Here is a 21,626-nt window from a genome sequence, read left to right as displayed (position 1 = left end):
GGGACGTGTCAGGCCAGGCATTGCAAGTTGCCGCGGTGACCGACCTGCCCGGCGGGCAGGTTCCGCACCCCGCCGCCATCGCCGCCAACGACGCCTATACGGCGAAACTGCACACCAGCCTCGAGACGGTCAGGCCGCTCTGGCTGCGCCTGCAGGCGCAGGGTGTGTGCACCGGCCACCAGAATTTCGCCTGGGCCGAAGGGATCGTCGCGCGGCTGCTGCCGGAAAGCGCTGAACTCCTCATCGTCGAGGTGGGCGACGCCGCGACGGGCGAACCCAGAATGCTTGTGCCGCTGATGCGGCGCAGGGCGTTCCACCATTGGGTGGTGGAATGGTTGAGCTGTGGCGTCTGCGACTATGCGGCGCCGCTGCTGGCCGATGCCAGCCCGTGGAGCAGGCAATCCGCGCAGGCCGCGTGGGCGGCGGTGCGCTCGGCGCTGCCGCCGTCGGACCGTGTCCACATCGTGGGAATTCCGCGACAGATCCACGGCGTCGCCAATCCGCTGGCCTTGCTGCCAGCCACGCGCGATTCCATGCAGACCACGTTCGGCCTCGCCATCGACGGCGACCCGCAAACAGTCCTCAAGCGTCTTTGCAGGCCGTCCTTCGTCAAGGAATTCGGCAAGGACTGGCGTCGCCTCGAACGGCTTGGCGGGGTGGAGCTGGTCGAGGCCGGCGCGCCGGCCGAGCTCGAGCGCATCTTCGGTGAACTGGTGCGGATGCGGCTCGACCGCTTTCGCGAGCTTGGCCGCTTCGATTTGCTGACGCAGGAGAAGATCGTCGATTTCTACCGGAACGCGGCCGTTCAGGGCCTGTTGGACGGTTCCGTGCGGCTTTTCGGGCTGCTCGTCGGCGAGGCTCTGATCGCGGTTCAATATCTCCTGGTTCATCAAGGGACTGTTCATGCTCTGCTGATAGCAATGGACCAGGGCGTCGTGCCCAATGTCTCGCCGGGGCTTGCAATCATGGGCAGGTTGATCGGCTGGGCGCGCGAACAGGGCTTTGGGTATTTCGACCTCTCCGTCGGCAACCAGAGCTACAAGGAACATATGGGCGCCAAGGGTTCGGTATTGGTCGAACTCCGCCATGGGTTCACGATGCGGGGCAGTGTGGCCAATGCCGCCATCGAGTTCCGCAGGCGGGCCGAGGCGTTCGTGCGCTCCAACCCAAGGCTGCTCAAAGCGGTCCAGGGAACGATGCGGGGTTTGCGGCGCTTGCGTGGTTGATGCCGGGGCGCACCAGAACGGATAGGAGAAGCATGTGGCAAGCCTGGCAGTGCAGCCGGCCGCGGCGGCGGATGCACCGGTACAACCAGTTTCTCCGATCAGAGCCGGCATTGACGTCGGCGCCCACTATACGGCGCGGCTGCACACCAGCTTCGACACCATAAGGCAGCTCTGGCAGCGCCTCGAGGAAACCGGCCTGTGCACCGGCCACCAGGGCCTTGCCTGGGTGGAAGGGATCGCCAGCCGGCTGATGCCCAAAAGTGCTGATCTGCTCGTCGTCGAACTCAACGACGCCGCCACGGGCGCGCCTGTCATGCTGCTGCCGCTGATGCGGCGCCGGGCGCTCGGCCACCATGTGATCGAATGGCTGAGCTGCGGCGTGTGCGATTATTCGGCGCCGCTGCTGGCCGATGCCAGGCTTTGGACCACGCAAAGCGCCGACGCCGCCTGGGCCGCGGTCCGCGTCGTGCTGCCGCCGGCCGACCGCATCCACGTGGCGGGAATCCCGCGACAGATCCACGGCGTCGCCAACCCGCTGGCGCTGCTTTCGGCGGCGCGCGACTCCATCCAGATCGCCTCGGGCCTGGTCATGGATGGCGAGCCGGAAACGCTGATCAAGCGTATCTGCAAAAAGTCCTTCACCAAGCATTTCTACAAGCACTGCCGCCGCTTCGAACAGCTCGGCGGCCTCGCACTGGTCGAAGCCGAGACGCCTGACATGATCGAGGAGCAGTTCGGAACGCTGCTGGACCTCAGGCTCAACCGCTTTCGCGAGCTCGGCCGCTTTGATCTCCTGACCCAGGCGCCGATCGTCGAGTTCTACCGCAATGCCGCCCTGCAGGGGCTTTCCGACGGCTCGGTGCGGCTGTTCGGGCTGCGCGTCGGTCAAGCCTATCTCGCCGTGATCTACGTGCTGGTCATGAAGGGCACCTTGCACGCCCTGCTGCTCGGGATCGACCAGGAGGCGGTGCCCAACGTCTCGCCGGGCCTGACCACGATCGGCAAGCTGATGATATGGGGGCGGGGGCAAGGGCTCGGCTATTTCGACCTTTCGGTCGGCAGCCAGGGATACAAGCAGCATATCGGCGCGGCGAGCTCGGTGCTGGCCGAATTGTGCGAGCCGATGACGCTGAAGGGCAGGGGTTCGACCGCCTATATCAGGCTGCGCGGCAAGACCGAGCTTTTCGTGCGCTCCAAGCCGCGGCTTTACAAGGCCGTGCAGGGCGTGATGCGCCGTTTGCGGCGGTTGAAGACCTGAAGGGCGCCCGCGAAATTGACAGGGCCGCGCGTCTCCGCCATCCTTGGGGCCAGTCGCCGGGCGGCCAAGAGCGGCCGAGTTCCGTGTCAGGCGACCGAGGGCGAAGCGCATGTCCACTGCCGTGAACAGCCAGAACTCCAAGCGCGCCGCGGTGCGCAAGGCGCTCGACCGCCACAAGGTCTACATCACTGCGCAGAGTTTCTCGGGCGGCACCTACAGTGCGCGCGTGCTGGTCGACGGCGAGGCCTATTGGGTCGACGAATTCCGCTTGAGCCAGTTGCAGCAGGGGCTGTCGCCGGCCGAGCTTGAGCTGACGCCGGCGATTGACGATTGAGACGCTTGTTTGCTGTTGCCACGCGCTTCGATCTCTGACCGATGGCCAGCCCTCCCAAGCTCAAGACCTACCGCGCCAAGCGCGAATTCTCCAAGACGCCGGAACCCGCCGGCGGCCTGATCGTCGGCGACGGCAATCGCTTCGTCGTCCACAAGCACCACGCCACGGCGGATCATTACGATCTGCGCCTCCAGGTCGGCGATGTCCTGAAAAGCTGGGCGGTGCCGCGCGGGCCTTCGCTCAACCCGGCCGACAAAAGACTGGCGGTGGAGACCGAGGACCATCCGCTCGAATATATCGATTTCGAGGGCGTCATCCCCGAGGGCGAATATGGCGGCGGGCCGATGATCGTCTGGGATACCGGCAGCTGGGCGCCGATGGACGATGTCGACAAAAGCCTGCGCACCGGCGCCTTCAAGTTCCGGCTGGCCGGCGAAAAGCTCAATGGCGGCTGGATGCTGACCCGGCTGAAGCCCAAGCCCGGCGAGGACGAGAACAAGAAGAACTGGCTCTTGTTCAAGGAGCGCGACCTCGCCGCCGACACGGCGTTGGACATTCTCGAAGCGCGGCCGGACAGCGTCAAATCCGGATTGCGCATCGAGGAGCTGGTGGCACCGCCGAAGCCGGTCGCGAAGTCCGCGCCAAAGCCTGGTTCGCTGAAGCCGGGCGAGCTGCCCGGCGCGGCCAAGGCGCCGGCGCTCAGCCGTATCGAGCCGCAACTGGCGACCCAGGTGCCGAAGCCGCCGGGCGGCGAAAGCCCTGCCGAGAACACGAACGAGCTGTGGCTGCACGAGATCAAATTCGACGGCTACCGCACCATGGCGCATGTCGCCAATGGGGAGGTGCGGTTGATCACCCGTGGCGGCATCGACTGGACGAAGCGCTATGGCGACCTGGCCGGTGCGTTCGCCAAGCTGCCGTCCCGCGAGGCGATCATCGACGGCGAGATCGTCGTGCTCGACGCCAAGGGCATTTCCCGCTTCGCGCTGCTGCAGGACGCGCTGGCAAGTGGCGCCGGCAGCAAGCTGCATTTCTATGCCTTCGATCTGCTGCATCTCGACGGCTGGGACCTGATGAAAGTGCCGCTCATCCGGCGCAAGGCGCTGCTGGCCGAACTGCTTGGCGGGCTCGGCGCCAATTCCGCCATCCAGTTTTCCGACCATGTCGAGGGTTCGGGGCAGGGGCTTTTTGATCAAGCTTCGGATATGGGGCTGGAAGGCGTCGTCTCAAAACGGGCGACCGCCATCTACCAGAGCGGGCGCACCAAGAGCTGGACCAAGACCAAGGCGCTGAAGAGCGAAGACTTCGTCATTGCCGGCTACACCGTCTCCGACGCGGCGGAAGGGCTGGCAGCCCTTGGCATGGCCGAATGGGAGGATGGCGAACTGCACTATCGCGGCAAGGTCGGCACCGGCTTCGACCGCGAGACGGCCGCCGATCTCCTGGCGCGGCTGGAGCCGCTGACATCAGGCGCCTCGGTGCCCGAAGGGGTGCCGCGCGAAATCATGCGCGAGATGCACTGGGTGAAACCGTTGTTCTCGGCGCGCGTCCACTATGCCAACCGCACGGCGGACAATGCGCTGCGCCATGGCGTGTTTCGCGGCCTCAGGGATGTCGGCCTGTCGACGCCGGTGTCGACCAAGCGCAAGCGCCTGATCTCGGAGGCCGATCTGGCGACCATCTGGGTGACCAATCCGACGCGGCGTCTGTTCGGCAAGACCGGCCCGACCAAGCTCGACATCGCCGTCTATTACGCGCTGGTCGGCGATTTCATGCTGCCGCACATCCTTGGCCGCCCGGTGTCGCTGGTGCGCTGCCCGACCGGCCTGCCCAAGGACTGCTTCTTCCAGCGCCACGCCTTCACCGGCATGCCGCCTTCGGTGGTGACGTTCCAGGCGACCAATTCCGAGGGAGAGACCAAGTCCTATCTCTCGGTCGAGGGCGCCAAGGGCTATCTGGCGCTGGCACAGTTCGGCGTCGTCGAATTCCACACCTGGGGCACGCACCGCACCAGCCTCGACAAGCCCGACCAGATCGTCTTCGACCTCGACCCGGGCGAGGGGATTTCCTGGCGCGAGGTGGTGGAGGCCGCCGTCCACATCAAGGGCGAGCTGGAGGGGCTGGGGCTGGTGCCCTTTGCCAAGACCTCCGGCGGCAGCGGCATCCACATCACGGTTCCGGTGACGGGCAAGCAGAACTGGAAGAAGCTGCACCAGGCAACCAGCGCCATATCAACGCATCTGGCGGCGACCGCGCCCGACACCTTCACCACCACCATGGGCAAGGAAAACCGCAAGCGGCGCATCTTCATCGACTATCACCGGAACGCGCGTGGCCACACCTCGGCGGCGCCATACTCGCTGCGGGCGCGCACCAACCTGCCGGCCTCGACGCCGGTGAGCTGGAGCGACCTGGAGGCGATCGATGCGCCGCAGGATTTGAATTATGCCTCGCTGCCGGGGTTGCTGGAGACATCGGGCGATCCGTGGGCGGAGATCGATGAGTTTGCCAGGGATTTGCCGGTGTTTGGCCATGTGTAAGCCGGAAGCGTCGGCGCAATCCCTACACTTCGTCATCCTAGGGTCTTCGCGACGTCGCTTCGCGACTGCTCCGCCCTAGGATGACGAAGCACCAAGTCCTCTCAGTTCCATCTCCATCGACGCTTCCGACAATTTGAATTATTCTCTTCCCGTGACCCAAAACCCGTCGGAAGATTTCGTCAGGGATTTTGCGGTATCATGCAGGGTCGGTGTAGGATTTGCGCAGCCTTGTTCGTCCTTCGGACGAAAAGCGCTGCAGAGAGCATGATCCCGAAAAGTGGGAACCGGTTTTCGGATAAGATCATGCTCAAGCTAAAATGTCAGCGCATGGCCGCGTAGGAGTTCATCATGGCGCCCAGGGCAAGTTGGAAAGGTTACCTCAAGCTCAGTCTCGTCAGCTGTCCGGTGCGGCTATACCCCGCCACCAGCGCCAGCGAACGCATCTCGTTCAACCAACTGCACAAGAAGACCCACAACCGCATCAACATGAAGCCGGTCGATCCCGAGCTGGGACTCGTCGAGCGCGCGGATCTGGTCAAGGGCTATGAGTACGAGGACAAGCAGTACATCATCATCGATGATGCCGACCTCGACGCGGTGCGCATCGAATCCAACCATACGATGAACATCGAGGCCTTCGTCGACGAGGACGAGGTCGACGTCATCTACCAGGACGCGCCCTATTACATGGCGCCGGACGGGGCCATGGCGGAGGAAACCTTCGCTGTGCTGCGCGAGGCCATGCGCAAATCCGGCAAGCTCGCCATCGCCCGGCTGGTGCTGTCCAGCCGCGAGCGCGTGGTGACGATCGGCGCGCGCGAGAACGGCATGTTCGTGTGCACGTTGAGGAACCCGAACGAAGTGCGTGGCACGGCTGAATATTTCGGCAACATTCCGGCCGGCAAGCCTGATCCGGAAATGCTGCAGCTTGCCGAAGCGCTGATCAAGCAGAAGGAAACCACCTTCGATCCGAAGAATTACGAGGACCGCTACGAGGTCGCGCTCATGACGATGATCCGCGAGAAGCTGAAGGGCCACAAGCCGATCATCGCAGCGGCACCGGAACGCGGCAATGTCATCAACCTGATGGATGCGCTGAAGGCCAGCCTGTCGCAGTCGAAGCCGCCGGCCAAGTCGAAGAGCAAGGCCGACGAAGTGGCCAAGCCCGCCGCCAAGAAGGCGGCCGCGGGCGGTGCTGCTCCTGAAAATCCGCTCAAGGCCAACCTGCTCAAGGCGGTCGGCAAGAGCAAGAAATGACGGCACCGGCGGTTGCGGGCGCTGTCTTCGGTACGATCGGCGCGCTGGCGGCGTTTCCGCTCCGGCTCGCCGCGCGCGAGGTGGAGCGCCAGCACGGCCAACTCAGGCGCGGCGTCACCCGGCGTACCACGCATGTCGTGTTCGGCCGGACCTTGTTGGCCAAGGCAGGGCTGACGAAAAACGGCGATGCCGAGGTTGAGCGCCGCGTCGTCGCCGAGCGCGCGGCCGGGCGCATGCTTCTCAGCGAGAACGGTTTCCTGCGGCTGCTCGGGCTGATGAAGGCGCCCGAGGCGTCTTCGCTGTCGCGCCAATCGCTGATCGACCAGTCCAGGCTGTCCGGCGCCGATCTCGACCGGCTCAGCCTGTTCGATGCCTTCGAGCATGATGGCGAGCCCTATTCGTTCCGCGACCTGATCCTGGCGCGCAAATATGCCGGGCTGATCGCCGGCGGCGCGACATGGGGCGCGATCACGCGCTCGGTGCACCGCTCCGGCCCGGTCGCCTCGCTCACCGCCAAGTCGCTCAATGTCGGCTCGCAGCATGGGCGCGCGGACGCGATCTATCTCGAAGGCGGCCAGAGCGAGCTCGACGGGCAGTTGCTGTTCGATCTGGGTGCCGCCACACAAGGCGACGACACGCTGGAAGACCTGTTCACTGAGGCGGAAGCGGCGGAGGAGGGCGGCGACCACGATGGCGCCGCCGCACTTTACCAGCGCTGCCTTGCCATCGATCCAACCGACGCCATCGCCGCCTTCAACCGCGCCAATTGTTTGCGCGGGTCCGGGCGCGCGGCTGAAGCCGCGCACGATTATGCCAGGGCGATAAAACTCGACCCGGCCTTCGTCGAAGCCTGGTTCAACCTCGCCGGCCTGATGAGCGAACAGGGCCGCGACGCCTCGGCGCGACGGCACCTGCAGAAGGCGATCGCGCTCGACAGGACTTATGCCGACCCGGTGTTCAATTTGGCGCGGCTGGAATTCGATGCCGGCAATCTGCCCGAAGCGCGGCGGCTCTGGGTGCGCTATCTGGAGCTGGACAGCCAGTCCGAATGGGCAGGGGTGGCGGCCAGGGGCGTGCAATTCGTGGATATGCAACTGGCGCAGTCGGCGGGGTGACGATGGTTGGCGAAAGCCGCGATGATAGCCGATCTCCCCCCTTGTGGGGGAGATGTCCGGCAGGACAGAGGGGGGCGCTGTCCCGCCGCCGGATCCACTCATTTCAGACCGTCGCATTCCAGAGAGATTTGACCGAAGGCTGGCATTCCTTCGCGCCCCCCTCTGCCCTGCCGGGCGTTCGTCATTTGAAAGCCAAGCAATTGGCTTTCATCCGCTTTGCGGGCCATTCCTCAACCCCCACGAGGGGGGAGATCGGCAGCGTTAGCGCCGCGCGAGGAGCATAATGACAACCTTCCTCTTCGATGGCCACGACACCGCCCCCGTCACCATCCTGCTCGCGCATGGCGCGGGCGCTTCCATGGACTCTCCCTCGATGACCGCTACCGCCAAGGCTTTTGCCACGGCCGGCTTCCAGGTGGCGCGCTTCGAGTTCCACTACATGGCGGCGCGCCGCTACGGCCAGCGCAAGCCGCCGCCGCGCGCCGAGACGGTGAACCCGGAATACATCAAGGCGATTGCTGACCTCCGGGCGAAGAGCGTGACGGGCAAACTCATCATCGGCGGCAAGTCGATGGGCGGCCGCGTCGCCTCGATGGTCGCCGACGAGATGTTTTCCAAGGGCGAGATATCGGGACTGGTCTGCCTCGGCTATCCCTTCCATCCGCCCGGCAAGCCCGAGCAATTGCGGACAAAACATCTCGCCGGGCTGAAGACGCCGACGCTGATTTTTCAAGGCACGCGCGACGAATTCGGCACCCGGGACGAGGTGGCCGGTTATGGCCTTTCCGATGCCATCGAGGTGATCTGGCTGGAGGATGGCGACCATGATCTCAAGCCGCGCAAAAGCGTGTCGGGATTTTCGACGGCGGATCATCTGAAGACGCTTGCCGAGAGGGTGAAGGCGTGGGTGGCGCAGCCCTCGGTTTCGTCATCCTAGGGCGAAGCAAGGAGCGAAGCGACGCGTGCAGACCCTAGGATCCATGCCGTGACTTTCGAGAGCCGCCACGGAGCAGAACTCCGGCCCGTCGCATTCTACGCCAGACGTCACGGCATGGATCCTCGGGTCAAGCCCGAGGATGACGAAGTGCGGGGCGCCAGCGGCGTGCACCAATGAAGATCGCCTCGTTCAACATCAACAACATCAACAGCCGGCTGGACAACCTCCTGGCGTGGCTCGCCAGCGCAAGGCCCGATGTCGTGTGCCTGCAGGAATTGAAGGCGCGCGACACGCAGTTTCCGCTGACAAGCCTCGCCAATGCCGGCTACGGCGCGGTGTGGAAGGGCGAGCCGACCTGGAACGGCGTTGCGATCCTGGCGCGCGGTGCCGAACCCGTGCTGACCCGCGACGCCTTGCCGGGCGACGATGCCGACCGCCAGAGCCGCTACATCGAGGCGGCGGTCAACGGCATTGTCATCGCCTGTCTCTATGCGCCGAACGGCAATCCGCAGCCGGGGCCGAAATTTCAGTACAAGCTCGCCTGGCACGCGCGGCTGGAGGCGCATGCGGCACAACTCTTCGACACCGGCCTGCCTGTGGTGCTGGCCGGCGACTACAACATCGTGCCCGAGCCGCGCGATATCTACGCCACACGCTCCTATGACGACAACGCGCTGGTCCAGCCGGAAAGCCGCGCCGCCTTCGCCGCGCTGCTCGACCAAGGCTGGACCGATGCGTTGCGCAAGAAATATCCGAAGGAGACGCTCTACACCTTCTGGGACTACCGCCGGAACCGCTGGCCGCGCGACGCGGGGTTGCGGCTCGATCATATCCTGTTGTCGAAGACGCTCGTGCGCCGGCTGAAGGGGGCGGGGATAGACCGCGACGTGCGCGGGCAGGACGGCGCCAGCGACCATGCGCCGGTCTGGGTGGAATTGGGGTAGCAGAAACTTTAAGCTTTTGGAGGTTAGGAATCGCCAATAGCAACGGCAAAAATCATATACGATGGCGAAATCCGCCTTGTGGCATCATTTCACGGGAGTGTTGATTGCACTGCCCATTGGCTTAGGGGGTACGATTCTCAGGCACTATAATTTTCGCGCTTTTGAGTTCTTTATGTTCGGCGGCTCCGTGGTCTTGACGCTATTTGCCTGTTCCCTGGTCTACGGTCTCTGGCCAACCAAGGCACAACGCCTGAATGAGAATAGGGGTGCCGCCTACGCAGGAGTAGTTGCGGCCGGCTTGATACTATCGCTCTGTCTCTATGGCACCTACATCTTGCTGCCGGTCGTAACCGGTTAGCCATCCGCGACGCGCACCGGTGCGCCAGGCTCTTCGGCGAGGTGCCCATCTTCCCTAGCCCAGCGGACACCGCGCCCGCATCTTGTCGTCACCTGAAGGCCACACGCAGCCCTTTTCCGCAGGTCATTTCTCGCGCTAAGCTGGCAGCGCAGCGAGGGGGCCGGCTGATGCATTGCATTCGTGAAGACGGCGAGCGGCCATCATCGAAGCCTGTCCGCCATGAGTGACCTCGGCCTCATCGGAATCCTTCTCGCAGCGCTCGCGATCATTGCCGCCGCCGTCGCCGTCATCCGGCTGTTGCGCAAAGCGCGTGTCCGCCGCCGCGCGCTGCGCCGGGTCGATCCTGCCAACGACTACGCCATTCGCACCGACTGGAGCCGCAGCACCGGGACGGTCAACTACTCGTCCTTCGTCTATTTCGATGTCGACCGCGACGGCCGCTACGGCGTGGCCGACCGGCCGATGGCCGGCATCATGGTGCGGCTGTTCGACGGACAAGGCGGCTTCGTCGCGTCATCGAGGACCAACAATGCCGGTTATGCCAATTTCACCATGTCGACGTCGGCGGTGAAGGCTGCACTCCGCTTGCCCGGCGCCTACCGGTTCTCGGTTTCGCTGCCGCCGGGCTGGCGCTCGCCCAGCGCCAACGAGACGCAGTCGATGGAGTTCCATTTGGCGCCCGGCTCGCCCACCGGGCTGGTGTCGCGGGACCTGCCACGGCCGGTCGGGCTGGCGCCGGTGCGCAGCCTGGCCGGCAGGATGGCGGCGGGCGGCAGCGCGACGCTGTCGGTGATGGCGAACGGGCAGGTGCTGGAGTGCCGGACGCTGGCCCCGGCCTCGGCCTTCCGCTTCGAGCTTGCCGAAGAAGCCGACACCGTGGTGATCAGCGGCGGCGGGCTCGACCGCCGGCTGGCGCTGTCACCTTATCCGGCCGATCTCGGCCTGCTTTCGCCCCGAGCCCTGGCCGACGGGGCAGCGTTGCGCACGATCGGCTTCGATGACGTCACCCAGCGCGGCTTCCGCAAGATCCCGTGCGGCCATGCGGGGCTGGAGTGGCGCAACCTGAACGCCATGGCGAAGGATCACACCAAGGATAGCGAGGGCTATGTCAACGGAAATGTCTCTGGCGACCACGTGGCCTATACCAGCAGCGGCTATCCGGCCGAGTTCAGCCGTGAGACGCCATTCGCCTTCCACTCCGTGCTGCTCAGCGTTGCATGGCTGAAGGCGGAAGGGGAAACGGCGCTGATCGAAAGCTGGCTGGGAGAGCAGTTGGTCGCCAGCGATGAAGTGGTGCTGTCGGCGCTGACACCGCTCCACTACGCGCCGATGCTCGGGGAAGTCACCCGTGTCCGCCTTTCGGCAAAACACTCCTGGCAAATGGTGGTGGACGACCTCGTGCTGGCCGGCTGATTACTTCGTGATGGAGATCACGATCGGGCCGTTGACCGAGGCTGTGATCGATTTCAGATTGCCCTTCCGGATCAGAATGGGCCGTTCATAAATCTTCTTCATGATGCAAGCTCTCCACTATATCCCGGGCGGAGTGTGTCATAACCCGGCCTGCTGTCAATATTTCGCCGGGGATAGCTTAGTCCATATTGGCGGCGACCGTGGTAAATTGGACACTAGCCTTTATCGGCGTCGTTTGATCGAACCGGAGACCGTGGCTGCGGCGGCGCGATCGACCTCAAGCTGATTTTCTCGAGCAGGGCCGCCGCGGATATTCTTCATGCCGCAGTGTCTGCGTCCGTCTTCAGCGAGCACGGGCGGCATTTTGCGATGTGCCCATGACGCTGATAGTCTGGTCCAAGGGCCGGCGAGGGGAAGCGCGATGAACAGGTTGGCTGACAGGGTGCTGGGGCTCGTCCTGGCCGTGGTCGCAGTTGCCTGTCTGGCCGGGGTCTATCCGCTGATCGATACCCTTGCCGGGCACGGCTTTGCCGGGTTGGACGCGGCCGCGCCGCGTCTGGCGGCCTATTCGGTGGCCGCACTTGCCTGTTTCATCGGTGCGCTGCTGTTTCTGGCGGGCCAGTTGCCCGGCCGGCCCGTGCATGCGGCCGGAGTGCCGCTGTTCGGCAGGGATGCCGAGGTGGAGCCGGCGGGCCGTCCGGGCCTGCGCCGGGCCTTCCTGGTGCTGCCGGTGGTTGTCGTGCTGGCGCTGCTCGGCGACAAGTTCGGCTCGTGGCGGCCGCATGAGGGTGGCCAGGACGTCGCCAGCGCGCCGCCCGTGGTTCCCGCGCCAAAGCCCGAGCCGCCAGCGCCGGCCCCGCCGCCAGCCCCCCCGGCCGCGGCAAACCCACCAACCGTATCGGTGCAACCAGCTCCGCCCGTGGTCGTGCCGCCTGTTTCGCCGGCGCCGGTCGTGCCGGCGCCGCCTGAGGTCGCGCTCATTCCGCCGGCCACGGTGGCGCCGCCGCCGCCGGCGCCACCGCCGCTGCCCACACTGCCCGAAGGCCATCGTGATGCCGTCGTCTGGCTGGCCGTAGCGCCGGACGGGCGTTCGATCATGAGCGCCAGCACCGACCGCACGATCAAGCTCTGGGATATCGGCGGCAAGCACCTGATCCGCAATCTCGGCGTGCACAAGGACATGGCGCGCACCGCGCTCTACATGCCCGACGGCATCAGCGCCCTGACGGCCGGCGACGACGGCGAGATCGTGCAGCGAAAACTCGCCGACGGCGCGGTGCTGCACGTCTTCCAATCCGGCCAGAACGGCGGCGTCAACAAGCTGGCGATCAGCCCGGACGGCAAGCACGCCGTCAGCGGGCACGACACCGGCAACGTCATCATCTGGGACCTCGTCAACGGGTCGGTGCAACATGTGCTGACCGGCCATGACTGGTCGATCAGCGCGGTCGTAGTCTCGCCCGATGGCAGGCAGGCCCTGTCGGGCAGCATCGACGGGACGCTGAAACTCTGGGACATCGAAAGCGGCAAGCAGCTGCGCAGCTGGCACGGCCATGAGCAAGGCACTTATGGCGCCGTGTTCACAGCCGACGGGCATCACCTGATCACCGGCAGCGGCGACCTGACGATCAAGGTCTGGGATCTCGACAGCGGCCGCGAGGTGAAGCGCTTCGAGGGCCACGAGGGTACGGTCTACGCACTGGCGTTGTCAGCGGACGGCAACCGCCTGCTGTCGGGCTCGCTCGACGGCACCGCAAGGCTGTGGGACATCGAGAGCGGCAACCAGATCGCCATGTTCGACAGCCAGACCGGGCCGATCTACGCGGTGGCCTTCGCCGCCGACGGCACGGTGCTGACCGGCGGCTACGACCGCACAATCAGGGATTGGCCGGCCACCGGGGGCGACGGCGTCGTGCTGTTTGCGGGTGCGCCGGAGTGAGTGGAGATGTTGCGCCCACGCAATCGGAATGCTGAATGCGCCGAGCGCCTGGCCGACACGGACGGGGGGGCGCATTGTTGGGGTGTGCTCGGCGCCCGCGCCAGCCAGGGCGGCTCGTACCGCCGCAATAACATCATCGCACATTGCATGACGGCTGAAACTTCCGCGAAAGCGGAATAGGCAAAGGTTGCAAGGTCCGGCATCCTGACCGGGCATGGTCGGCCAACCACCCGACGGGCGTCGACGAGAGAACAACCTCTTCGCCTTTGCAGCATTGGCCCGGCAAGCCGAGAGCGGACGGTTTATCGCCGGAGCAAGGTGCTGACGCCTCTGAAGTGACGGCCACGGCGTGTTACCGCGCCGTGAATCGAACCGTGCGGTCTTCCTTGTAGGACCAAGGTCTTGGGTGGTACGCGCAAAGGTCCGGGGGGCCTTGTTCGGTTCCGGCAATGTCCATTGGACGTTCCGCTGTTTTATCCAATTGATATATAATGATCCTGTCTCGACGTCAGCTCGAGAAGGGGCAAAAGCCTGTTCCGACAGCCATCGACCGGCGACCGCCCGCCAGGAAAGGCAAGCGCAAAATTGCCGCGAGAGCCGTTGGCAATCAGTGCCGGACCGAAAGCCGGCGGTCGTTGAGGTCGTTTGTTTCGGCAGCGAAAAACTCGACCTGCTCGATGCAGGCAGGCGCGCCTGGGCTTGCCGTTACCCCAGCCACCACCACAATGCCGCGATCACCGCCGTGATGGCGGCTACCGTCAGTCCCAGCATGATGTAGGAGCCCTTGATGATGTCGCGAATTATCTTCTTGATCGTTTCGCGGTCGTTCAGGTTGGGGAAGGGCTCGTTCGGCTGCGCCACGTCGAGGAAATGGCAGAGCGGGCCCCAGCCTTCGCTGACCTTGAACACCAGCAGCTTTTCCGGCGGCACGGCCGCCTTAACCTCGTCGACATAGGCGTTGTAGCGGGCCACCGCCTTGTCGCGGTCGCCCATGACGCCGGCCAGCGTGCGGCCCCAGATCAGCTTGCGCGACATGTCGCCGAACTTGCGGCCGAACGGGGTGAGCCATTCCAGGATCTTGAACTGCCACAGGTTCTCGGTGAAGTAGATCGTGTCGATCGTGCTTTCGTACCATGCCTCGGCGCCGCGTGGGTGCAATGTCAGCAGCACCTTGGCGTCGGGGTAGGCCACCATCAGTTCGCGCCACACGCAGCAGCCGGGATTGTCGACCGTGGCGGTGTAGTTGGCGAACACCTTGTCCCAATCCTGCTGCGAACCGGGCGGGCTGTTGGCCACCTTGCGCCAGAAATCGAGATGGCCGGTGTTGGCCTTGTTCATGATCACTTCCTGCATGTGGTAGCAGGGCAGGCCAAGCTTGTTCAGCGCGGCAAAGGTCGACCATGTGCCGGTGCGGCCGAAACCGGCCCCGATCAATTTGAGTGTCATTCCCCCATCCCCCACCGGACTTCTTTTTCCCGATTACCCCGGTCCGTGAGCATCAAACTGCTCCTGCCAGCACCGGCGCGCAACAAATTTCTAGGTGGATGACCAGCCGGACACCCCGTACTTGCGTAGTTGCTAAAATAATGAAAGCCTGTGCGCGGGTGCGGAGTTTGGGCAGGGAGTCGCCGGGTCTGGGACGGTTCGGCGATCTTGAAGGGCGATGTATTTTGGGCCATTTCTCGTCGGCATGTCGGCGACCACGACGCTTGTCGCGGTCTGGACCTATATGGCTACCGGCTCCTTCTGGGAGGCGCTTGCCTGGACAGTGATGGTTCTGGTTGTCCTGCAGGTCGGCTACTTCGTGCTCGTCCTGGGGCTTGTCTACAGGCGCGCACAGGACGCCGTGACAAGCCAGGATGGAGTCAGCCAGGTGCCGCCGCTACATCGGGACGGCGTTCGGTTCTAACGAAGAGGCCTGGCTCCGCCCAGGACGACGCTCCCCGCAGCGCATTCCTTGGCCAGGAGGGTATCTGGAGGCTTTGCTGACCGGTTTGTCGAGCGTTGTCCACCCCTGCCAAATCGCGGCGGCCAAGGTGGAACGAAGCTGCGATGCGTGCGTTTTCCTGCCGTGGCCGGCGAGGCGCCACCTGCACCGGTCCGTTGAAGGCCCGCTCTGCTCCCGGCAGGGTGGGCCTTTTTTGGAAGGCGAGGTAAGCATGGGAACGACACCCCTCGCCATGCGTTAGCTGTTACTAAGGTGGAGTGGTGTCATTGCTTTGCCTTTGCAAAGCGTTTACGTCTTGCCATTCCAGAAAATCGAAGAAGTTTTTTCGGACTGCGAAGCATATCAGCGTTGATAGCTTCGCTTAAATATCCAACAAATTGTGGCATGTTGTTGGTCGAATGCCACATTCATTTCACATATAGGGATGGAACCTCCGAGTTTCGTGAGAGTTTTTGCTTGAGGCGGAGCAATTACCAATCATGGAGGTTATCATGAAACATTATCTCACGAGTGCCGCGGCTGCCATCGTCCTGCTGGGCGGCGTCGGCGCGGCTTTGGCGGACACCATCGTGGTCCAGCCGGAACAGGAGACCGTCGTTCGCGAATACGTCAAGAAGGAGCCGCTGGCGTCGGTGAACCTTCTGGGCGTCGAACTCAAGCTCGGATCGTCCGTGCCGGACAAGGTCGAACTGCGTGAAGTTCCCAACGTCAAGTACCGCGTCGCGGTGATCAACGATCAGACCGTGCTGGTGGACCCCGACACCCGTCAGATCGTTGAAGTCCTTCACTGATCCGTCTCACGCATCAGGCAAAAAGCCCATCACCGATTTAAGTCGGTGATGGGCTTTTTTACGTCGGGCACAGCTACCCTGAAATCTACTCGGCGGCCAGCTTGTCCTGCGTCCTGGTGTCGAAGTCGCTGGCATCATGGCGCTCGTGCAACTGCATGGCCGGTTCGCCGAAGGCGCGGTTGACCATGCGGCCGCGCTTTACCGCGGGGCGTTCATCGATCGCTTTCGCCCAGCGCTGCACGTTCTTGTAGTCCTGCACCGACAAGAACTCCCCGGAATCATTATACATCCTGCCGAGCGCCAGCCCACCATACCAGGGCCAGACCGCCATGTCGGCGATGGTGTAATCCTTGCCGCCGAGATATTCGGTCTCGGCCAGCCGGCGATCGAGAACGTCCATCTGACGCTTCACCTCCATCGAGAAACGGTCGATGGCATATTCGAACTTTTCCGGCGCATAGGCATAGAAATGGCCGAACCCGCCACCGAGATAGGGGGCCGAGCCCATCTGCCAGAACAACCAGGACAGGACTTCGGCGCGGGCCGGCTGTTCGGCCGGCAGGAACGCACCGAACTTTTCGGCGAGATAGACCAGGATCGAGCCGGATTCGAAAACGCGCACCGGCGTCTTGCCGCTGTGGTCCATCAGCGCGGGAATCTTGGAATTGGGATTGACCTCGACAAAGCCGCTGCCGAACTGGTCGCCATCGTTGATGCGGATCAGCCATGCGTCGTATTCGGCGCCCTTGTGGCCAAGCGCAAGGAGCTCTTCCAGCATCACCGTCACCTTGACGCCGTTCGGCGTCGCCAGCGAATAAAGCTGCAGCGGATGCTTGCCGACAGGCAAATCCTTGTCATGCGTCGGACCGGCGATCGGGCGGTTGATGCTGGCAAAGGTGCCACCATTGGCTTTGTTCCAGGTCCAAACTTTCGGCGGGGTGTATTCGGTCATGTCGGCTCTCGTATCGTGGGAAGGATGGGCAGGTCACCCATAGCTAGGGCTGCGGAGAAGGAAGTTCAACTTGTGTTGAACTATTGTCAATGTCAGCGCCGCCCCTCATTGTCCTGCCGGACATTTCCCCCCGTATAGTGACGGGGAGAAAGCGGCTGTCATCGGCGATTTCGCCAATTGTCTGAGTCGCAAGAAGGGCGCCGAGGGGTCGCGACAGCATTCTTCTCCCCGTCACTATACGGGGAGAAGGTGCCGGCAGGCGGATGAGGGGCGGCGCCAGCCTAAAAGACGGTCTTTGTCGTCGGCCCTTGCACCCTCTTTGGCATGGCATACCTATACAGATATTACCTACAGGAAATGGATAGCATGACCATCAATCCCAATCCGCGCTCCGTCGTTGCCGTGCGGGCGACCGTTCCCGATGATGCCTTCACCGCCGGCGCCCTCGGCACGCTCAGGGAAGGCAGCGGCGTCGTCATCAGGGATGACGGGCTGGTGCTGACCATCGGCTATCTCATCACCGAGGCCGACGAGGTCTGGCTGACCGCGCATGACGGCCGCGTCATCCCCGCGCACGCGCTGGCCTACGACCAGGAATCGGGCTTCGGCCTCGTCCAGGCGCTGGCGCCGACCGGTCTGCCGGCGGTGGCGCTGGGCGATGCCGGCAAGGCCAGGATCGGCGACGCAGTGGTGCTTGCCGACGGCATCGGCCGGGCGGTCGAGGCCAAGATCGTCACCAAGCAGGAATTCGCCGGCTACTGGGAGTATCTGCTCGACGAGGCGATCTTCATCGCGCCGGCGCATCCGTCCTGGGGCGGCGCGCCCTTGTTCAGCGCCGATGGCGCGCTGCTCGGCATCGGCTCGCTGCGCCTGCAGATGAGCCGCGCCGGCGAGGTTGCCGATATCAACATGGTGGTGCCGATCGACCTCTTGCCGCCGATCCTCGACGATCTGCTGACGCGGGGCCAGGTGGCCAAGCCGCCGCGCCCGTGGCTCGGCGCGCTGTCGGCTGAAAGCGACGGCAAGGTGGTGGTGATGAGCGTGACCGATGGTGGCCCGGCGGCCAAGGCCGGCCTGCGCGAAGGCGACGTCATCTCCGAGGTGCGCGACGGCGCCGTCGACGGGCTCGCCGATTTCTATCGCAAGCTGTGGGAAAGCGGCTCGGCGGGCGCCGAAATTCCGATGCGGGTGGTGCGCGACGGCCGCGAAACCTGGCTGCGCGTCAAGTCCGCCGACCGCGGCAGTTTCCTGAAGAAACCGCAGCTGCAGTAGATCGGACGATTTCGGCCAGACGATGCATCCAAGACTGCTCAGGACCTTCCTCGCGGTGGCGCGCAGCCGCAACATCACGCGCGCCGCCGAGGCGGTTCATCTCGCCCAATCGAGTGTCAGCGACCAGATCCAGTCGCTGGAGGCCGAACTTGGCACTGCCTTGTTCACGCGCCCGAAATCAGGCCTGGAACTGACGCCGGCGGGGCTGGCGCTGAAGCCCATCGCCGAAGAATTGCTGCGGCTCGACGGTGAGGCACGGGCAGCAGTTCAGGCGGCATCTGGGCAGACAAGGGGCGTGCTGACCGTCGGCGCGCTCGAGACGATCGCCTCGGCCCGGCTGGCGCCCTGGCTGCCGGGATTCCAGGCCAGTCATCCCGATATCACCGTGCGGATGAAGGTGGCCGACAGCGGCACGCTGCTGCGCCAGCTGGAGGAGGGCGACATCGATGTCGCGTTCTGTTTCGATCGCCGCGACCTTTCGAACGGCGGCGCCAATCAACGCTTCGTCAGGCGCACGATAGCGGCCGAACCGCTGGCGCTTGTCGCCGCACCGGGGCAGAGCATGGTTCCGCGCGACCTGGCTGCCCTGGCGGCCAAGCGTTTCGTGGCAACGGAGCCTGGATGCATCTATCGACACATGTTCGATATCGCCTTTGCCGAAGCGGGCATCGGCGCGCCGGAACTCGCCGCCGAAGTCGGCAGCATCGGCGCCATTGCGCGGCTGGTGGCTGCCGGCTCGGGGCTGGGCCTCGTTCCACGTCTCGCGGTCAGCGACGCGCTGGTGCGCGGTGATCTCACCGAACTGACATGGCCCGGTGAGATGCGGACGGCGCCGCTGACGATGATCTGGCGGCGCCGGCGCGTCCAACCGCCGGCGCTCCGGCAACTGCTTGCCGCCGCGCGCGAAACGCTGGTGCCCGAACGCTTGCTGGCTGGTTCAGGTCTTGAATCGGAGAGCCGCCCCAAGGTCTTGTTTCCAAACAATTGCTGAAGGGGCGGCGCTACCGTCTAGGCAAGGCGATGTCCGCCTTCGACATGCAGTGTCGTTCCCGTCGTAAAGCCATTGCCCATCAGAAAGAAAACCGCGTCGGCGATATCGTCGGGATGGCCGATCCTGCCGACCGGCAGCCGCTCGGCCATCGCCGCAAGCGTCTCTGCCTTCCTGTCGCCCGCAACTTGCCCCCAGATCTCGGTGTCGACCCAGCCGGGCGAGACGGCGTTGACGCGGATCGGCGCGAGTTCCACCGCCAACGCCCGCACCAGCCCTTCGAGCGCGGCATTGACGGCGGCGACGACCGAGCCGCGCGGGGCCGGCCGGTAGGCTGCGATGCCGGAAACGAAGCTCATCGAGCCGCTCACCGCAAGCCGCGGCGCACCATGCTTGGCGAGCAGCAGCGGGCCGAAGAGCTTGCTGTCGACCACGCGTTGCGCAGCGTTCAGGTCAAGCTCCGGCAGTAGCCTATAGGCGCCTTCGATGTCGGCGGCGGTGCTGACGATATGGTCGAGGCCGCCGATCCCGGCAAACAACGCCGCGACCTGGTCTTCTCGCGTGATGTCGACAGCGGCAATGTGGAGGCCTGCGGGATTGCCCAGCGCCTCACGGGCCTGCCGCAGCCTGTCCTCGCGGCGCCCGGCGATGATGACTTCAGCGCCAGCCTCGACGCAACGCCTGGCCAGGGCCAGGCCCATGCCGGAGCCGCCGCCGGCGATCAGGATTTTCTGGTTCGAAAGACGCATTTCGCTCTGCCTTTGCTGGATTGGGACAAGGGCAGGGGATTGGCAGGTCGATGCGGAAAGCGGAAACGGAAGAAACCGATGGTGCCATCGGAGGCGCCGATGATGCGCGCCGCGCACGAGCACCGTCTCGTTCAACGCGCCAGCGGGCTGTCCCAGACGACGAACAGCAGTGCTTTCAGTTGGGCAAAGCGCTCCGGCCCAAGTTCGGTACGCCACTCCTCTTCGATGTCGCGCAATATGTCGACCATTTTCCAGAAAGCGGCGTGGCCGCGCTCGGTGGACCGCACCACGCGCGCGCTGCCTTCGCCGTCGGAGCGAAGGAGATAGCCATAGCCTTCCAGACTGCTGAGCAACTGGTTGATGGCCTGCTTGCTCATGCCGGCGCGCTCGGCGATCGTGCCGGGCCGCGCGCCGTCCGGGCCGGGAAACTGCAGCACCGCCATATGCGGCAAGCGCAATTCCTCGAAACCGGCGGCGTTGAGCTCCTTGATCAGCCGGCGTTGGATCGCCTGGGCAGGCACGCGCAGCAGGGCGCCGATCAAAAGGTCCTCGGTCTTGGTCTGCAGGACTTCGGTGGAGGTGGTCATTGACGATCCGGTAAATTGAGTTTACTCATATCTAGTAAATGTAATTTACCGGAGGGGCTTGCGCAATGTCAGCCATGAATCTTCAGGTCAACCCAGCCGACGAAATCATCGGCACCAAGGGATTGTCGGTCCGCTTCCTCGTGTCCGGCGAGAGTTCTAACGGCAGCGTCGCCGCCTTCGAGCTGATGGTGCCTGGCGCACAGCGCCTGCCCGCGCCGGCGCACAGCCATGATCACTACGAAGAGACGATCTATGGCATTGACGGGGTGCTGACGTGGACCGTGGACGGCAGGCCGATCGAGGTTGGGCCGGGGGAGGCGCTGTGCATCCCACGCGGCGCCGTTCACCGCTTCGACAACAACGGCACCAAGGATGCGAAGGCGTTGTGCGTCATCACGCCGGCGGCGATTGGTCCGGACTATTTTCGCGAAGCCTTCGGCCTGCTCAATGCCGCCGCTGGTGGCCCCCCGGACAAGGCCAAGATGATGGAGATCATGCGTCGCCACGGGCTGACGCCGGCGGCACCGACACCGGCGTAGAGCACGAGCGTAGCTCCTGGGGCCGCGCCGGCTCTATTCCCGCTCGGCACTCGCGAACACCACGAGATTCCCGTCGGGATCGCGCATGCGCATGATCCAGAAATGGTCGGCCTCCTCGATTGGGCCGGGCTCAAGCCCATTATCCACCAGTCTCTGTCGCTCCGGCGCCAGAGGCAGCACGCCGAGCGTCAGCGTCGAGGTGCCGGCTTTCTGCTTGTCCTCGAACAACTGTACTTCGGCACTGTCGGTGAATTGCCATTCGGCCAGCCCCGGCATCGGCCGGCGCAGCGGCGGCTTGCCGAAGAGTTTTTCGTACCAGCCGATGCTGGCTTCGAGGTCGGAGCAGCTGACATGGGCGAAAATGGTTTCGATTGCCATCAGGAAACCTCCATCGGACGGTGCGCTCTTGCCGCAACGCGGCATTGGATGGCACGTTCCGCTGCTTCCTGGCTGCGTGCTCCATTGCTGACGAAAGCTGA

Annotated in this window: 21 protein-coding genes; 15 read left to right on the top strand and 6 right to left on the bottom strand. The window is 64.4% G+C overall.

From position 1 onward, the window contains the following. The first annotated feature begins 5 nt into the window (after nt 1-5). From EN845_RS11595 to EN845_RS11550, 9 genes are all read left to right on the top strand, one after another. The gene (locus EN845_RS11595; protein WP_127870235.1) at nt 6-1,226 is read left to right on the top strand and encodes a GNAT family N-acetyltransferase; all 1,221 of its coding nucleotides are present in this window, start codon (nt 6-8) and stop codon (nt 1,224-1,226) included. A 34-nt stretch (nt 1,227-1,260) separates the two neighbouring features. Then, the gene (locus tag EN845_RS11590) at nt 1,261-2,484 is read left to right on the top strand and encodes a GNAT family N-acetyltransferase (protein WP_127870236.1); all 1,224 of its coding nucleotides are present in this window, start codon (nt 1,261-1,263) and stop codon (nt 2,482-2,484) included. A 109-nt stretch (nt 2,485-2,593) separates the two neighbouring features. Beyond that, the gene (locus EN845_RS11585; protein ID WP_127278490.1) at nt 2,594-2,818 is read left to right on the top strand and encodes a hypothetical protein; all 225 of its coding nucleotides are present in this window, start codon (nt 2,594-2,596) and stop codon (nt 2,816-2,818) included. 41 nt (nt 2,819-2,859) lie between these two features. Continuing rightward, the gene (ligD, locus tag EN845_RS11580; RefSeq protein WP_127870237.1) at nt 2,860-5,358 is read left to right on the top strand and encodes a DNA ligase D; all 2,499 of its coding nucleotides are present in this window, start codon (nt 2,860-2,862) and stop codon (nt 5,356-5,358) included. Nucleotides 5,359-5,706: 348 nt separating this feature from the next. Next, nucleotides 5,707-6,615: a Ku protein gene (locus EN845_RS11575; protein ID WP_127870238.1), complete on the top strand. Its 909-nt coding sequence runs from the start codon at nt 5,707-5,709 to the stop codon at nt 6,613-6,615. After that, nucleotides 6,612-7,730: a tetratricopeptide repeat protein gene (locus tag EN845_RS11570; RefSeq protein WP_127870239.1), complete on the top strand. Its 1,119-nt coding sequence runs from the start codon at nt 6,612-6,614 to the stop codon at nt 7,728-7,730. Before EN845_RS11575 ends, EN845_RS11570 begins: the two co-directional genes overlap by 4 nt. Nucleotides 7,731-8,013: 283 nt before the next feature. Beyond that, the gene (locus tag EN845_RS11560; RefSeq protein WP_127870241.1) at nt 8,014-8,667 is read left to right on the top strand and encodes an alpha/beta family hydrolase; all 654 of its coding nucleotides are present in this window, start codon (nt 8,014-8,016) and stop codon (nt 8,665-8,667) included. 173 nt (nt 8,668-8,840) lie between these two features. Further along, nucleotides 8,841-9,611 carry an exodeoxyribonuclease III gene (locus tag EN845_RS11555; protein ID WP_127870242.1) on the top strand — a complete coding sequence of 257 codons (771 nt, stop codon included), beginning with the start codon at nt 8,841-8,843 and terminating at the stop codon, nt 9,609-9,611. A gap of 577 nt (nt 9,612-10,188) precedes the next feature. Next, nucleotides 10,189-11,382: a hypothetical protein gene (locus EN845_RS11550; RefSeq protein WP_127870243.1), complete on the top strand. Its 1,194-nt coding sequence runs from the start codon at nt 10,189-10,191 to the stop codon at nt 11,380-11,382. Here EN845_RS11550 and EN845_RS35450 read toward each other — a convergent pair whose 3' ends face one another. Further along, nucleotides 11,383-11,484 carry a putative RiPP precursor gene (locus EN845_RS35450; protein WP_189521988.1) on the bottom strand — a complete coding sequence of 34 codons (102 nt, stop codon included), beginning with the start codon at nt 11,482-11,484 and terminating at the stop codon, nt 11,383-11,385. A 319-nt stretch (nt 11,485-11,803) separates the two neighbouring features. On the opposite strand from EN845_RS35450, the gene EN845_RS11545 reads away from it, so the two are divergent. Beyond that, entirely contained in the window at nt 11,804-13,321 is a 1,518-nt protein-coding gene (locus EN845_RS11545) for a WD40 repeat domain-containing protein (protein ID WP_127870244.1), read from the top strand. A gap of 705 nt (nt 13,322-14,026) precedes the next feature. On the opposite strand, the gene EN845_RS11540 is transcribed toward EN845_RS11545, so the two are convergent. Continuing rightward, nucleotides 14,027-14,767 carry a sulfotransferase family protein gene (locus EN845_RS11540; RefSeq protein WP_127279486.1) on the bottom strand — a complete coding sequence of 247 codons (741 nt, stop codon included), beginning with the start codon at nt 14,765-14,767 and terminating at the stop codon, nt 14,027-14,029. 217 nt (nt 14,768-14,984) lie between these two features. Here EN845_RS11540 and EN845_RS11535 point away from each other — a divergent pair, with 217 nt between their 5' ends. Then, nucleotides 14,985-15,230, top strand: a complete 246-nt coding sequence (locus tag EN845_RS11535) for an exopolysaccharide production repressor protein (protein ID WP_127279487.1) — start codon at nt 14,985-14,987, stop codon at nt 15,228-15,230. 530 nt (nt 15,231-15,760) lie between these two features. Then, entirely contained in the window at nt 15,761-16,060 is a 300-nt protein-coding gene (locus EN845_RS11530; protein ID WP_127870245.1) for a DUF1236 domain-containing protein, read from the top strand. A gap of 85 nt (nt 16,061-16,145) precedes the next feature. Here the strand turns inward: EN845_RS11530 and yghU are convergent, their stop codons facing one another. Beyond that, on the bottom strand, nt 16,146-17,012 hold the full coding sequence (yghU, locus tag EN845_RS11525; RefSeq protein ID WP_127870246.1) for a glutathione-dependent disulfide-bond oxidoreductase: 867 nt from the start codon (nt 17,010-17,012) through the stop codon (nt 16,146-16,148). A gap of 366 nt (nt 17,013-17,378) precedes the next feature. On the opposite strand from yghU, the gene EN845_RS11520 reads away from it, so the two are divergent. Both EN845_RS11520 and EN845_RS11515 read left to right on the top strand, forming a co-directional pair. Beyond that, the gene (locus EN845_RS11520; RefSeq protein WP_127279489.1) at nt 17,379-18,284 is read left to right on the top strand and encodes a S1C family serine protease; all 906 of its coding nucleotides are present in this window, start codon (nt 17,379-17,381) and stop codon (nt 18,282-18,284) included. A gap of 22 nt (nt 18,285-18,306) precedes the next feature. Beyond that, nucleotides 18,307-19,275, top strand: coding sequence for a LysR family transcriptional regulator (locus EN845_RS11515; protein ID WP_127870247.1), 969 nt, complete (start codon nt 18,307-18,309; stop codon nt 19,273-19,275). Between the two features lie 17 nt (nt 19,276-19,292). Here the strand turns inward: EN845_RS11515 and EN845_RS11510 are convergent, their stop codons facing one another. Both EN845_RS11510 and EN845_RS11505 read right to left on the bottom strand, forming a co-directional pair. Further along, a complete protein-coding gene (locus tag EN845_RS11510; RefSeq protein ID WP_127870248.1) occupies nt 19,293-20,021 on the bottom strand; it encodes an SDR family oxidoreductase in 729 nt (242 codons plus the stop codon). A gap of 131 nt (nt 20,022-20,152) precedes the next feature. Further along, nucleotides 20,153-20,608 (bottom strand): MarR family winged helix-turn-helix transcriptional regulator, encoded by a 456-nt coding sequence (locus EN845_RS11505; protein WP_127870249.1) that lies wholly within the window; start codon nt 20,606-20,608, stop codon nt 20,153-20,155. Nucleotides 20,609-20,673: 65 nt separating this feature from the next. Here EN845_RS11505 and EN845_RS11500 point away from each other — a divergent pair, with 65 nt between their 5' ends. Continuing rightward, on the top strand, nt 20,674-21,147 hold the full coding sequence (locus EN845_RS11500) for a cupin domain-containing protein (protein ID WP_127870250.1): 474 nt from the start codon (nt 20,674-20,676) through the stop codon (nt 21,145-21,147). A gap of 33 nt (nt 21,148-21,180) precedes the next feature. Here EN845_RS11500 and EN845_RS11495 read toward each other — a convergent pair whose 3' ends face one another. Then, the gene (locus tag EN845_RS11495; RefSeq protein WP_127277675.1) at nt 21,181-21,525 is read right to left on the bottom strand and encodes a VOC family protein; all 345 of its coding nucleotides are present in this window, start codon (nt 21,523-21,525) and stop codon (nt 21,181-21,183) included. Nucleotides 21,526-21,626 lie beyond the last annotated feature (101 nt).

This window comes from Mesorhizobium sp. M8A.F.Ca.ET.202.01.1.1 (assembly GCF_004791595.1).
Lineage (GTDB): Bacteria > Pseudomonadota > Alphaproteobacteria > Rhizobiales > Rhizobiaceae > Mesorhizobium.
Note: the sequence above shows the minus strand (reverse complement) of the source record. Positions and strands in the feature narration are given on the sequence as shown.